Annotated in this window: 11 protein-coding genes and 1 tRNA gene; 8 read left to right on the forward strand and 4 right to left on the reverse strand. The window is 71.9% G+C overall.

Annotation, left to right across the window (positions count from 1 at the left end; genetic code table 11):
• The first annotated feature begins 500 nt into the window (after positions 1–500).
• The 3 genes from AS850_RS04460 to AS850_RS04470 all read left to right on the forward strand — a co-directional run bounded on the left by AS850_RS04460 (position 501) and on the right by AS850_RS04470 (position 4,184).
• Positions 501–2,288, forward strand: coding sequence for an ATP-binding cassette domain-containing protein (locus AS850_RS04460; RefSeq protein WP_236940821.1), 1,788 nt, complete (start codon positions 501–503; stop codon positions 2,286–2,288).
• Entirely contained in the window at positions 2,264–3,829 is a 1,566-nt protein-coding gene (locus tag AS850_RS04465; protein WP_119868043.1) for an ABC transporter permease, read from the forward strand. The genes AS850_RS04460 and AS850_RS04465 overlap by 25 nt, the downstream gene beginning before the upstream one ends.
• Before the next feature lie 79 nt (positions 3,830–3,908).
• Positions 3,909–4,184 (forward strand): DUF3039 domain-containing protein, encoded by a 276-nt coding sequence (locus tag AS850_RS04470; protein WP_119868044.1) that lies wholly within the window; start codon positions 3,909–3,911, stop codon positions 4,182–4,184.
• A gap of 13 nt (positions 4,185–4,197) precedes the next feature.
• Here AS850_RS04470 and AS850_RS04475 read toward each other — a convergent pair whose 3' ends face one another.
• Entirely contained in the window at positions 4,198–5,457 is a 1,260-nt protein-coding gene (locus AS850_RS04475) for a nicotinate phosphoribosyltransferase (RefSeq protein WP_236940886.1), read from the reverse strand.
• A gap of 74 nt (positions 5,458–5,531) precedes the next feature.
• Between AS850_RS04475 and murI the strand changes: the two genes are divergently transcribed.
• From murI to rdgB, 3 genes are all read left to right on the forward strand, one after another.
• The gene (gene murI / locus AS850_RS04480; protein ID WP_119868046.1) at positions 5,532–6,383 is read left to right on the forward strand and encodes a glutamate racemase; all 852 of its coding nucleotides are present in this window, start codon (positions 5,532–5,534) and stop codon (positions 6,381–6,383) included.
• A gap of 63 nt (positions 6,384–6,446) precedes the next feature.
• Positions 6,447–7,190: a ribonuclease PH gene (gene rph, locus AS850_RS04485; protein ID WP_119868047.1), complete on the forward strand. Its 744-nt coding sequence runs from the start codon at positions 6,447–6,449 to the stop codon at positions 7,188–7,190.
• Positions 7,187–7,810 (forward strand): RdgB/HAM1 family non-canonical purine NTP pyrophosphatase, encoded by a 624-nt coding sequence (gene rdgB / locus AS850_RS04490; protein ID WP_119868048.1) that lies wholly within the window; start codon positions 7,187–7,189, stop codon positions 7,808–7,810. Before rph ends, rdgB begins: the two co-directional genes overlap by 4 nt.
• A 67-nt stretch (positions 7,811–7,877) precedes the next feature.
• Here rdgB and AS850_RS04495 read toward each other — a convergent pair whose 3' ends face one another.
• From AS850_RS04495 to AS850_RS04505, 3 genes are all read right to left on the reverse strand, one after another.
• Positions 7,878–8,585 carry a DedA family protein gene (locus tag AS850_RS04495; RefSeq protein ID WP_119868049.1) on the reverse strand — a complete coding sequence of 236 codons (708 nt, stop codon included), beginning with the start codon at positions 8,583–8,585 and terminating at the stop codon, positions 7,878–7,880.
• 233 nt (positions 8,586–8,818) lie between these two features.
• Positions 8,819–8,900, reverse strand: a tRNA-Leu gene (locus tag AS850_RS04500).
• Positions 8,901–8,933: 33 nt separating this feature from the next.
• Positions 8,934–10,232 carry an MFS transporter gene (locus AS850_RS04505; RefSeq protein WP_119868050.1) on the reverse strand — a complete coding sequence of 433 codons (1,299 nt, stop codon included), beginning with the start codon at positions 10,230–10,232 and terminating at the stop codon, positions 8,934–8,936.
• Between the two features lie 47 nt (positions 10,233–10,279).
• Here AS850_RS04505 and mnmA point away from each other — a divergent pair, with 47 nt between their 5' ends.
• Positions 10,280–11,428 (forward strand): tRNA 2-thiouridine(34) synthase MnmA, encoded by a 1,149-nt coding sequence (mnmA, locus tag AS850_RS04510; RefSeq protein WP_119868051.1) that lies wholly within the window; start codon positions 10,280–10,282, stop codon positions 11,426–11,428.
• A 9-nt stretch (positions 11,429–11,437) separates the two neighbouring features.
• Positions 11,438–13,720, forward strand: coding sequence for an NAD-dependent DNA ligase LigA (ligA, locus tag AS850_RS04515; protein WP_119868052.1), 2,283 nt, complete (start codon positions 11,438–11,440; stop codon positions 13,718–13,720).
• The last annotated feature ends 49 nt before the right edge of the window (positions 13,721–13,769 follow it).

Here is a 13,769-nt window from a genome sequence, read left to right on the forward strand (position 1 = left end):
TCAGCCTACGTGATACCCCCGAATCGCGGTCGGGATTGTCAGGGAGTCGTAGTCATTTCGTGACATGGCGGAAGTCGGCGAGGTTCCGGGGAAGACGGTTGGTACGGTTGGTCGATGGGTGGTGTCCGCGGTGGTCGTGGGCGACCGACCGAGCTCGCCGCGTCGTCGCACGCACCGGCGGACCGGCCGCTCGCGACGAATTCGCGCCCCGCATCCCGCCGTGACCGGGCGGATGCCGACCGGGGTACGCCCATCCATCACACGAGCCATCAGGACAACGGGGGAATCCAGTGAGCGACCACGACACCGGCGGATCGTCCGGAGCCGAAGACGCGCCTCGCGAGGAGGCGGATCGAGCCGCTCCGCGAATGGACACGCCCGGGGCCGCTCGGGAACAGGCAGCGAAGACTCCGTCCGTCCGCCAGCCCGCCGCCGCCCGGACGACGCCGGTCCGGCGCGCGCCCGCGAAGAAGGCCGCAGGGTCGACCACCGTCGCGGCCGTGTCTCCGACGTCCGCGCCGGCCCAGGCCGACGCCGAGACGGGTGATGCCGACGAGCAGGGTTCGACGACGAAGGCTGCGCGCCCCGCGACGCCGAAGGCGTCCGCGACGCCGCGCAGCACGGCTGCGCCTCGGACCACCGCCGCGCCTCGCACCACCGCCGCGCCGCGCAGCACGGCCGCGAAGAAGCCGGCGGCGAAGGCCCCCGCGCGGAAACCGGCGACCCCCCGGAAGACCGCCGCTCAGCGGGCAGCGGAGGTCGCGGAGGCCGCCGGGACCGCAGAGGCAACCGAGGCCCCGGGGTCGGCACCGGTCGAGGCGTCCACCGCGCCGTCCGGCGCCCCCGAGGCGACGGAGCCGAGCACGACTGCACGACCGTCCACGCGACCGACGACGCGGCGTCGCACCTCGCCGAGCAAGGCGCCCGTGCAGACCGTGAGCGTCGATCCGATGCCCGTCGAGTCGGAGCCGGTCGAGTCGGAGCCGGTCCAGTCTGATCGGGACGGGACCGAGCCGACTGCCGCGGCAGCTCCGAGCGCGGCTGACAGGGACGCAGCTGATCCGAAGGCAGCCGAGACGCCTGCGGAAACGCACGACGCGGCTGAGACGGACTCCGCAGAACCGGACCCCGCCGAAGCGGAGTCCGCCGACGAGGTCGCATCACCGGCCTCGGCGCCGAGCGCCCCGGAGACCCACGCGACCTCGCGTCCGAGCGCCGGAACCGGGGCCGCACTGCAGGGTGCCGCAGCGGCGACCTCGGCGAAGGTCGCCACGTGGTGGCGGGGTGCCCGGTCGGCCGTGCGACAGCGCGTCGACGCGGCCCGCACCCCGGGCGACGCGGTGACCGGCGCGGATCCCGCGGTCGTGACTCCTGCGGTGCCCGAGGCGGCTCCCGCCTCGCCCCGCAAGGCTCCCGCCTCGCCCCGGACGGCTCCCGCCTCTGCCGCCGCCGCGCAGCAGGCAGCACCCCTGCCGACGCCGACGCCCCGGACCGACGCGCCCGACCTCGACCCGGCCGACGCCCCGGTGGTGCTGTCGATCCACGGCCTCGTGAAGCGGTACGGCAGCACCCTGGCCGTCGAGAACATCGACCTCGACGTGCGCGCGGGCTCGTTCTACGGCATCGTCGGCCCCAACGGCGCGGGCAAGACGACGACGCTCTCGATCGCCACGGGACTCCTGCGCCCGGATTCCGGCACGGTGACGATCCTCGGCACCGACATCTGGAAGGCGGACGACGCGGCCAAGGCCAAGCGCGCCCTCGGCGTGCTGCCCGATCGCCTGCGCCTGTTCGACCGGCTGACCGGCGCGCAGTTCCTCTACTACGCGGCGACGCTGCGCGGTCTCGACGGCGCGACCGCGCGGAAGCGCTCCCTCGACCTCGCCGACGCCTTCGGGCTGCACGACGCCCTCGGGCGCCTCGTGAGCGACTACTCGGTCGGCATGACGAAGAAGGTCGCCCTCGCGGCGGCGATCATCCACTCGCCGCGCGTCCTGGTGCTCGACGAGCCGTTCGAATCGGTCGACCCCGTGTCGGCCGCGACGGTCACCCAGATCCTCCAGCGCTACGTGCGCGGTGGCGGAACCGTTCTCCTGTCGAGCCACAGCATGGATCTCGTCGAGCGCATCTGCGACTCGGTCGCCGTGATCGTCGACGGGCACGTCCTGGCGCAGGGCACCGTCGAGGAGGTCCGGGCGGGACGCTCCCTGCAGGATCGGTTCGTCGAGCTGGCGGGCGGATCGGCCACGACGGAGGGGATGGAATGGTTGCACGACTTCTCCGACTGAGGCTCCTCTCGATCGCCAACACCGTCCGCTTCGGGCTTCGCCCCGCGGCCGCGGCGCTCGTGACGGTCGCCGTCGTCCTCATCGCCTCGATCGTCGTGGCCTCCCTGGTGAGCGGCCTCCGATCGGCTCCGCTGGCCGAGGTCAAGGCGCTCGTCGTCGGCGGCGGCTCGCTCGTGCTCGTCGCGTTCGCGGTGGCGCCGTTCGCCTCGTCGCGCGCCGGCTGGGGCGACCCCCGCCGCCTCTTCGGTTACGGCGCCTCGACCGACCAGGCGGCGGTCGGGCTCGCTCTGGCCGGCGCGATCGGTCTCCCCGCTCTGGCGCTCCTCATCGTCGGTCCCGGGTACGTGCGGGCGTGGGGAACCGGGTCGGGAACGGCCTGGCTCGCGACCGTCGCCGCGGTCCTCGCCGGAGTCACGGCGCTCCTGCTCGCGCTCGTCGCGACGACCCTCAACGCGCGCATCACGGCCCGACGCTCGCGCGATCTCCTCGTCGGCGGGGGGATCGTCGTCGCCCTGCTCCTCGTGCCGCTCGTGGTCGATCTGGTCCGCATCGCCCTGCCCGGAGGGTACGACGGTTCCGGCGCCCTCGCCGACGCTCTCGCCTGGACCCCGTTCGGCGCCGCTCTGGCCCTCCCGGCGCACGCCCTGGCGGGTGACGGCGGCCGCGTCGCCGCCGACCTCGTCGTCGCGCTCGCGACCATCGCCCTCCTGTGGATCGGCTGGCGCGCTCTCGTCTCCCGTGCCCTCCACCGAGCCGAAGCCCCCGAACCGGCGGGTCGGCGAGTCGGTCTCGGCTGGTTCGACCTGGCCGTCGCGAGCCCCGCGGGCGCGGTCGCCGGTCGCAGTCTCACCTACTGGACGCGCGACGCGCGATACCGCTGGTCGCTGGTCGTCCTGCCGTTCCTGCCCGTGGTGGTCGTTCCCCTGGGGATCGCCGGCATGGACTGGCGCCAGCTCGCGCTGATCCCGGTGCCGCTGATGTGCCTCCTGCTCGGCTTCATCCCGCACAACGACGTCGCCTACGACAACACGGCGCTCTGGATGCACCTGGCGAGCAACGTCCGCGGCCTGGCCGATCGGGTCGGACGCCTCGCGCCGCCCCTGGTGCTCGGGCTGCCCATCGCCGTCATCGGCTCGCTGGTCGCGGTGTTCCTGCACGGGGACGTGTCGGCGTTCCCGGCCGAGTTCGGCCTCGGCCTGGCGCTCCTGCTGTCCGGTCTGGGCCTGTCGAGCATCCTCTCCGCCGCGCTCCCGTACGCCGCGGTGCGCCCGGGCGACGACCCGTTCCAACAGCCGCAGTCGACCGGCGCCGCGTCCGGCTGGTCGCAGTCGGTGATGTTCGTGGGGACCGTCCTGGTCTCGGCCCCGACCGGGTGGCTCGCCGTGCGGGCGACGGTGGGTGGGCAGCCGGAGCTGGCGAGCACGGCCCTCGTGGCGGGTGTCGTCACCGGTCTCGTCGTGCTGGTCCTCGGCGTCGCGATCGGCTCGGCGGTCTTCTCCCGGCGGGCACCCGAGCTGCTCGCGTTCGCGCTCCGCTCCTGATCTCCCGAGTCTCGCCCCGGAGGTCCGACGGCCCATTCGGCGCCTGGTGGGTCACCCCGGGGCGGCGTACGATGGGCGCATGAGTGACACAGGTATCGCAGGCGGCGGTGCGGGCGGCGGTCTCGACGTCCTCGACCGCGAACTCGAGAAGCTCCTCAACGACGAGCAGATCGACCCCGGCGACCACGAGCGCTTCTCGCACTACGTGCCGAAGAACAAGATCATGGAGTCCGCGCTGACCGGCAAACCGGTCAAGGCGCTCTGCGGCAAGAAGTGGACCCCGGGTCGCGACCCGGAGAAGTTCCCGGTCTGCCCGACCTGCAAAGAGATCTTCGAGAAGATGAAGTCCGACTAGGCGCTTCCGCCGTTCAGCCCTTCAGGTCGTATCGCGTCTGGATGACGGGCTCGCCTCGACCGAGGCTGAAGGCCGCGCGGGGGAGTTCGCCGACGGCCGCGGCCCGGTGCTCCCGGGCGAGGCGCGTCCCCTCCGGCCCCAGCCAGCGCTGGTCGACCACGCCGTCCACGACGAGCGGTACGAGCAGGGTCCGCTCCGACGGTCCCACCTCGGTGGATCCGACACGGACGATCTCCTCCGACGCGAAACCGTTGCGCCGGGCGCGCACGGGGAACTTGCGGCCCCCGACGGTGGCCTTCTCGGCCGACTTCTTGCCGACGGAGACCCAGTCGCCGGCGTCGTTCCGGTGCGCGACGAGCTTGAAGACCATCGAGGCCGCAGGATGCCCGGACCCGGTGACCACGCTCGTCCCGACGCCGTAGCTGTCGACGGGTGCCGCGCGAAGCGCCGCGATGGTGAACTCGTCGAGGTCGTTCGTGACGGTGATCTTCGTCGAGGTGGCGCCGAACGAATCGAGCTGGGCGCGCACCTCGGCGACGAGCTGCGGGAGGTCGCCGGAGTCGATCCGGACGGACCCGAGCTCCGGCCCGGCCACGCGGACCGCCGTCGCGACGGCCTCGGGGATGTCGTAGGTGTCGACCAGGAGCGTGGTCGAGGGGCCCAGGGCGTCGACCTGCGAGCGGAACGCGGCCTCCTCCGAGTCGTGGAGGAGAGTGAAGGCGTGCGCGGCCGTGCCCATCGTGGGGATACCCCAGGTGCGCCCGGCCTCGAGGTTGCTGGTCGCATCGAACCCCGCGATGAAGGCGGCGCGGGCGGCGGCGACGGCGCTCCACTCGCCGGTGCGGCGCGAGCCCATCTCCGCGAGCGGCCGGCCGTCGGCGGCGGCGACCATGCGGGCGGCGGCGCTCGCCACGGCGGAGTCGTAGTTGAAGACGCTGAGCGCGAGGGTCTCGAGGAGGACCGCCTCGGCGAAGCTGGACTCCACGACGAGGACGGGCGAGTTGGGGAAGTAGACCTCCCCCTCCCGGTAGCCGTGGATGGTGCCGGTGAAGCGGTAGTCGGCGAGCCAGTCGACGGTGCGCTTGTCGACGACGCTCTCGGCCTCGAGCCAGGAGAGCTCGTCGTCGCCGAAGCGGAAGCGCTCCAGTTCGGCGAGGAAGCGGCCCGTGCCGGCCACGACTCCGTAGCGCCGCCCCGACGGAAGCCGCCTGGTGAAGACCTCGAAGACGCTCTCCCGGAGCGCCGTCCCGTCGCGCAGGGCCGCATCGAGCATCGTGAGTTCGTACCGGTCGGTGAGGAGCGCGCTGGTCACGGTGTCAGCCTAGGTCACGGGTAGGCTTACGCACCGTGACGGACGCAGCGATCGGAGTCTTCGACTCGGGAGTCGGCGGCCTTACCGTGTCCCGCGCGATCATCGACCAGCTGCCCCGCGAGTCGATCGTCTACGTGGGCGACACCGCGCACAGCCCCTACGGGCCGAAGCCGATCGCCGAGGTGCGCGAGTACGCGCTGGAGGTCATGGACGACCTGGTCGCGCAGGGCGTCAAGCTCCTCGTGATCGCGTGCAACACGGCGTCGGCGGCCGTGCTGCGCGACGCCCGCGAGCGGTACACGGGTCCGCACGGCATCCCCGTCGTCGAGGTCATCCAGCCGGCCGTCCGGGCGGCGATGAAGCAGACCCGGTCGTCGCGCGTCGGCGTGATCGCGACGGAGGGCACGGTGACCTCGCGAGCGTACGAGGACGCCTTCGCCGCGGCTCCGGACCTGACCCTCTTCACGCGGGCGTGCCCGCGTTTCGTGGAGTTCGTCGAGGACGGCGACACCTCGAGCGCCGAGCTCCTCGCGGTCGCCGAGACCTACCTCGCCCCTCTCCGCGACGCACGCATCGACACGCTCGTGCTCGGCTGCACCCACTACCCGCTCATGTCGGCCGCCATCCAATACGTGATGGGCCCCGACGTGACCCTGGTCTCCAGTGCCGAGGAGACGGCGAACGACGTCTATCGCACGCTCGTCGCCCACGGGCTCGAGCGGCGGAGCGTCGAGCCGCCCACCTACGACTTCCAGGCCACCGCGATCGACCAGGCCCCGTTCATCCGGCTGGCCAAGAGGTTCCTCGGACCCGAGGTCTCGCGGGTCGGGCACCTGGAGACCGGCACCATCGACCTCCCGGCCGGCTTCGGTCGGGCCTCCCGCTGACCGCGTCGCCCGACGCCGCCACCCGCTTCGACCTCAGACGCCTCACCACACCAAGGAGACACCATGACGACACGCGCCGACGGACGCGCAGCCGACCAGCTGCGCGAGGTCACCATCGAGAAGGGCTGGAGCGCCCAGGCCGAGGGCAGCGCCCTCGTCAGCTTCGGCGGCACGAAGGTCCTCTGCACCGCCTCGTTCACGAACGGCGTCCCGCGCTGGCTGACCGGCAAGGGCAAGGGCTGGGTGACGGCGGAGTACGCGATGCTCCCTCGCGCCACGAACTCGCGAAACGACCGCGAGAGCGTCAAGGGCAAGATCGGCGGCCGGACGCACGAGATCTCGCGCCTGATCGGACGGAGCCTCCGCGCCGTCGTCGACACCAAGGCCCTCGGCGAGAACACGATCGTTCTCGACTGCGACGTCCTCCAGGCCGACGGCGGCACGCGGACGGCCGCCATCACCGGCGCCTACGTGGCGCTCGCCGAGGCCATCGAGTGGGGCCGCGCGAATCGCTTCATCGGGCAGAAGGCCGTGCCCCTCATCGACAGCGTGTCGGCCGTCTCGGTCGGAATCATCGACGGCGAGCCCATGCTCGACCTCGCCTACGTCGAGGACGTCCGAGCCGAGACCGACATGAACGTCGTCGTCACGGGCCGGGGTCTCTTCGTGGAGGTGCAGGGCACGGCCGAGGGTGCGCCCTTCGACCGGTCCGAGCTGAACTCGCTGCTCGATCTCGCCCTCGCCGGCGCCGTCGACCTCAGCAGGATCCAGACCGAGACGCTCGAAGCCACCGGGGCCGACTCGTGACCCGCGTCGTCCTCGCCACGCACAACGCCCACAAGGTCGCCGAGCTCCAGCGCATCCTGGGGGCGTCGCTCGTGGGCATCGAGCTCGTGACGTACGACGGCCCCGAGCCCGTCGAGGACGGCGACACCTTCGAGGCGAACGCGCTGATCAAGGCGCGCGCGGCCTCCGAGTACACCGGCCTGCCCGCGATCGCGGACGACTCCGGGATCGCCGTCGACGCCCTCGACGGGGCTCCGGGGATCCACTCCGCCCGCTACGCCGGCACCCGCGACGACACCGACAACCTCGAGCTGCTGCTGACGAACCTCGAGGGCGTCGCCGACCGGCGCGCGTCGTTCGTCTGCGCCGCGGCCCTCGTGGTCCCGCCGCCGACCGGGGCCGTCGGACCGGACGGACCCGCCGAGATGGCCGCCAGCGACGAGCACGTCGAGCTGGCGACCTGGCCGGGGACGGTGCTGACGGAGGCGGCAGGATCCGGGGGCTTCGGGTACGACCCGATCTTCCGTCCCGACGACGAGACCCGCAGCGCCGCCGAGCTCACGGTCGCCGAGAAGGACTCGACGAGCCACCGGGCGCAGGCGTTCCAGGCTCTCGCCCCGAGGATCGCCGCGCTCGCCTGAGTCTCGGCGTGGACGATCGACCGACGCGGACCCTCGACCGGCACGGCCGCTGGCGCGAGCCGGGCGGCTACGGCTGAGCGGGCGAGGAGTCGCCGGCCCTCTCGCCGGGCGTCGCGTCGCCGTCCGCCTTCTTGGCCTTGCGGCTCGTGCGGAAGACCTGCAGGAGCGCCGGCACCACGGAGACGAGGACAGCGGCCAGCAGGATGATGTCGATGTACTTCTCGACGAAGGCCGCCACGGGAGGGATGTGCCCGATCCCGTAGCCGAGCATCGTGATGCCGAAGCCCCAGGCGAGAGCGCCGATCGCGTTGTAGAGCGAGTATTTCCGGTACGGCATGTGCGCGATGCCGGCGGCGATGGGCGTGAACGTGCGCACGACGGGTACGAAGCGGGCGAGGATGACCGCGAACGCGCCGAACTTCACGAAGAACGCGTTGGTGCGTTTGACGTTCTCGGACGAGAAGAGCCCGCTCTCCTTGCGCTCGAAGATGCGCGGGCCGACCTTGTGCCCGATCAGGTAGCCGAGCTCGCCGCCGAGGAACGCCGCGAGGGCGATCAGGAACGCGATCAGCAGGATCGGCAGCCCGAGCCCGTAGGCGTCCTTCGCCGCGATGACGCCGGCGAGGATCAGGAGCGTGTCGCCCGGGAAGATGAAGCCGATGAGCAGGCCGGTCTCGGCGAAGATGATCGCGCAGATGCCGAGCACGGCCCACGGCCCGAAGGAGTGGATGAGCTCCTCGGGGTTCAGGAAGGGAATCGTCGCCAGGGGCAGCATCAGTGGTTCTCCGTTTTCGGTTCGCACCAGGGCCGGAGGCGGCACCAGACGCGCGACCGTCGGTGGGCGATGCGCTGATCGCGGCCCGACGTGTGATCGTGGTCAGCCTATTCGACCGGCACCGGCCCCGGGGCTGCCCCCGGACGAATGGGTACCCCAGACCGAGGGAGGAACGACCTCGGGATGACGAGCCGGCGCGGCCGAGGGAGGAACGACCTCGGGATGACAGGCGGTGCGGGAGAAGGGACTTGAACCCTCACGCTCGAAAGCACAGGAACCTAAATCCTGCGTGTCTGCCGATTTCACCACTCCCGCGGCGGTATCAGCTTAGCCAGCGGCTCCTGCGTCTCAGCGTTTCAGATGCGGCTGGTGCGGGGAGTACCGCGGGACGTACCGGAGCAGGATGCCCGCGCCGACGAACCCCAGGACGCCCATGACCCCGCTGGCGAACGAGATCGTCACGAGAGCCGTGAGCCCGGCGATGAGGAGCGGCGCGGCGGCGCTGCCGAAGTCGCCGGTGAAGCGCCACGCCCCGAGGAAGGGTGCGGGGTTCTCCTTGTCGGCGAGGTCGGCGCCGAGGGTCATCAGGATGCCCGAGCCGATGCCGTTCGCGACCGACATGAACAGGGCCACGCCGATGAACCAGCCGACGTTGTCGGGCAGCGCGTGGGTGAGGGAGAGGGCGAGGTAGCTGATCCCGAGGCCGACCATGCAGGGCATGGCGCTCCACAGCCGCCCCCAGCGGTCCATGATCTGGCCGCTCGTGTAGAAGAGGGCGAAGTCGATGGCTCCGGCGATCCCGATGATGAGGGCCGTCTCGGTCGACCCGAGGGCGATGCTGACGGCCCAGAGGGGCAGGATCACCTGGCGCCCGGCCCGCATCGCCCCGATCAGGGCCGCCCCGCTGCCGAGCTTGACGAGGACGCCGCGATGGCGCCAGAGGGTCGGGAAGAGACCCTGCGCCTCGGCGGCGACCTCGCGCTCGCCGGCCGTGCGGTCATCGGGGCCGGTCGCGGCCGACTCCCGCGCGGTCCGGGCGCGGAGGGCGCGGCGTTCGTCGCCGCGGGCGGCGGCCGTCGGATCCTTCAGGACGAGGAGGACGCCGGCGGCGGCGAGGCAGCCGGCGATGTGGATCCAGAAGGCCGACTGGGTCGACCCGGTGAGGTGGATGACCGCCGCCGAGAGGAGCGGCCCGACGAAGTAGCCGAACCGGAAGACGCCGCCGAGGCTCGACAGCGCCCTGGCGCGGATCTCGGGAGGCACGAAGCTCGTCATGAAGGCGTGCCGCGCCAGCGCGAAGACGGCCGTCGAGAGCCCGATCAGGAAGACGCCCAGGGCCAGCACCCAGACGTCCGGTGCGACGACGCAGACGAGGAGGCCGACGACGCTGACGAGGGCGGCTCCGATCATGGCGGTCCGCTCGCCGATGCGCGAGACGAGCCAACCGCTCGGGATGTCGCCGATGAGCTCCCCGACGAGGATGAGGGAGGCGACGAAGGCCGAGAGAGCGAGGGTCGCTCCGAGGCTGTCGGACACGACGGGGATGATCGGGATGATGGCGCCCTCGCCGATCGCGAAGAGGGCGGCCGGCAGGAATGCCGAGAGGGCCACCGACCTCATCGAGAAGGTGGAGGAGGTCGTCGACATGGCGTCCTCCACAGTACGCTTCCCGGCCCGCGCCTAGAATCGGGGGCATGAAGGTACTGGCAGCGATGAGCGGCGGCGTCGACTCGGCCGTGGCGGCGGCGCGGGCCGTCGACGCGGGGCACGACGTCGTCGGGGTGCACCTGGCACTGAGCAGGATGCCCGGGACCCTGCGCACCGGGAGCCGCGGCTGCTGCACCATCGAGGACTCCATGGACGCCCAGCGCGCCGCCAACATGATCGGCATCCCCTACTACGTGTGGGACTTCTCCGAGCGTTTCAAGCTCGACGTCGTCGACGACTTCGTCGCGGAGTACTCCGCCGGCCGCACTCCCAACCCGTGCATGCGCTGCAACGAGCGGATCAAGTTCGCCGCCCTCCTCGAGAAGGCGATGGCGCTGGGCTTCGATGCGGTCGCGACCGGCCACTACGCCTCCATCGTCACCGATGCCGACGGCAACAAGGAGCTCCACCGGGCCGCTGCCTGGGCCAAGGACCAGTCGTACGTTCTCGGCGTGCTCACGAAGGAGCAGATCGACCACTCGATGTTCCCGCTGGGCGCGACCCCGTCGAAGGCCGAGGTGCGCGCCGAGGCGGCCGCCCGCGGTTTCACCGTGGCGCAGAAGCCCGACAGCCACGACATCTGCTTCATCCCGGACGGCGACACTCGAGGGTGGCTGGCCGAGCGCGTGGGCGCCGAGCCGGGGGAGATCCTGGACCGGGCAGGAGCCGTCGTCGGCAGCCACGAGGGCGCGCACGCCTTCACCGTGGGGCAGCGGCGCGGCCTCAGCATCGGGACTCCCGCGGCCGACGGCAAGCCGCGGTTCGTGCTCGAGGTGCGCCCGAAAGACAACACGGTGGTCGTCGGCCCGAAGGAGGCACTCGACATCGCGGAGATCGCCGGTTCCGTCTTCTCCTGGGCGGGTCTGGCGCCCGAGGACCCGACCGTCGAGTTCGCGTGCGAGGTGCAGATCCGCGCCCACGCGGATCCCGTCGCGGCACGCGCGCGCGTGTCGGTGGTCGGCGGTAGAACAGAACTGGTCATCACGCCGGAGACGCCCCTCAACGGGGTCGCCCCCGGTCAGACCGCGGTCGTCTACGTGGGCACGCGAGTGCTCGGGCAGTGCACCATCGACCGCACCGTCAGTTCCGTCCCGGTCCCCGCTGTACCAATTACCGCTGGCGCGGCCGTTTCGTAGGAGAGCCCCATGTCGACCGCCGACCAGCAGACGGAGTCCGAGGCGGCGCGCGACGGGGCGGGAGGGCTCGAGGCGGCGCGCGACGAGGCGCAGGCGCTCACCACGCGCATCCTGGAGCTCCGCGACCAGTACTACGAGTCGAACGCCTCGACCGTCTCCGACGCCGACTACGACGCGCTGATGCGCCGGCTCGAGGCGCTCGAGCGCGAGCACCCCGAGCTGCAGAAGTCCGACAGTCCCACGCAGACGGTGGGCGGTCGGGCGGAGACGACGCAGTTCGCGCCCGTCGAGCACGCCGAGCGGATGCTCAGCCTCGACAACGTGTTCAGCCTCGAGGAGCTCCAGGAGTGGGCCGCCAAGGTCGAGCGCGACGCCGGGGCCGAGCGCGTGCGCTTCCTCTCGGAGCTCAAGATCGACGGTCTGGCCATCAACCTGCGCTACGAGAACGGTGTGCTCGTGACGGCCGCGACCCGCGGAGACGGCGTCGTCGGGGAGGACGTCACGGGCAACGTGCTCACGATGGGCTCGATCCCGGCGCGACTGTCGGGCACCGGGCATCCTGCGCTCGTCGAGGTCCGGGGCGAGATCTTCTTCCCGGTCGAGGAGTTCGACCAGCTCAACGCCGCCCAGCGGGAGGCCGGGGAGCGGGTCTTCGCCAACCCGCGCAACGCCGCCGCCGGGTCCCTCCGCCAGAAGGAGGAGGGCAAGAGCCCTGAGAAGCGCGCGCTCATGATCGCGCGGCTGCGGCGGCTCCGGATGCTCGTGCACGGGATCGGCGCCTGGCCGGTCCCCGAGCTGGAGCGCGACACCGACGTGACGAGCCAGTCCGAGATCTACGGGCTCCTCGGCTCCTGGGGTCTGCCCATCTCGACCCACTTCCGCGTCTTCGACACGGTCGACGAGGTCGGCGCCTTCATCACGCGCTACGGCGAGCGACGGGCCTCCGTCGAGCACCAGATCGACGGCATCGTCGTCAAGGTCGACGACCTCGGCCTGCACGAGGAGCTCGGCGCCACGAGCCGCGCGCCGCGGTGGGCCACGGCCTTCAAGTACCCGCCCGAGGAGGTCAACACGAAGCTCCTCGACATCGTGGTGAGCGTCGGCCGCACCGGCCGCGCCACCCCGTTCGCCGTCATGCAGAAGGTGGAGGTCGCCGGGTCCGAGGTCCGCCAGGCGACGCTCCACAACCAGCAGGTCGTGAAGGCCAAGGGCGTCCTGATCGGCGACACGGTCGTCCTCCGGAAGGCCGGCGACGTGATCCCCGAGGTCCTCGGCCCGGTCGTGGAGCTCCGCGACGGCAGCGAGCGCGAGTTCGTGATGCCCACGGTCTGCCCCGAGTGCGGCACCCCGCTCGCACCGGCGAAGGAGGGCGACATCGACCTCCGCTGCCCCAACTCCGAGAGCTGCCCGGCACAGGTGCGGGGTCGGGTCGAGCACATCGCCTCCCGGGGCTCGCTCGACGTCGAAGGGCTCGGCGAGGTCGCCGCCGCCGCGCTGACGCAGCCGTTCGAGCCGGCCGAGCCGCCGCTGCGCACGGAGGCGGGCCTGTTCGACCTCACCCTCGACGACATCGTGCCGATCCGGGTCGTCGTCCGCGACGCCGAGACCGGGATGGAGAAGCTCGAGTCCGACGGGCGCCCGAAGGTGATGACGCCGTTCGGGCGCGAGGTGAAGGGGCGGGGCGACCAGGCCGGAACCGTCAGCTTCCTCCCGTCGAAGCGGGCGGAGACGGTGCTCGCGAACCTCGAGAAGGCGAAGACGAGCCCGCTCTGGCGCATCCTGGTCGGCCTGAGCATCCGGCACGTCGGCCCCGTCGCGGCCCGCGCACTCGCCGACTACTTCGGCTCTCTCGACGCCATCCGCGCCGCCAGTCGTGAGGAGCTCGCCGCGGTCGACGGGGTGGGCGGCATCATCGCCGATGCGCTCCTCGACTGGTTCGACGTCGCCTGGCACCGGGAGATCATCGAGCGCTGGACAGCAGCGGGCGTCCAGTTCACGACGCCCGGCCACCCCGGGCCCGGTGCAGCGGAGGCGGCGGGCGGCGTGCTCGCCGGGCTCACCGTCGTCGCGACGGGCTCGCTCGAGGGCTTCTCCCGCGAGGGGGCGCAGGAGGCGATCCTGGCCGCCGGCGGGAAGGCGGGCAACAGCGTCAGCAAGAAGACCGACTTCGTGGCCGCGGGCCCCGGAGCGGGATCGAAGCTCACGAAGGCGGAGACCCTCGGGGTACGCATCATCGACGCGGCTCAGTTCGCGCTCCTGGTGACCGAGGGCCCGGCCGCGCTCGAGTCCTGAGGGGGCACCCCCAATGCGGGGGTTCCCGTGTCCCCAAAAAGGGGGGCAA

Source organism: Frondihabitans sp. 762G35 (genome assembly GCF_002074055.1).
Lineage (GTDB): Bacteria > Actinomycetota > Actinomycetes > Actinomycetales > Microbacteriaceae > Frondihabitans.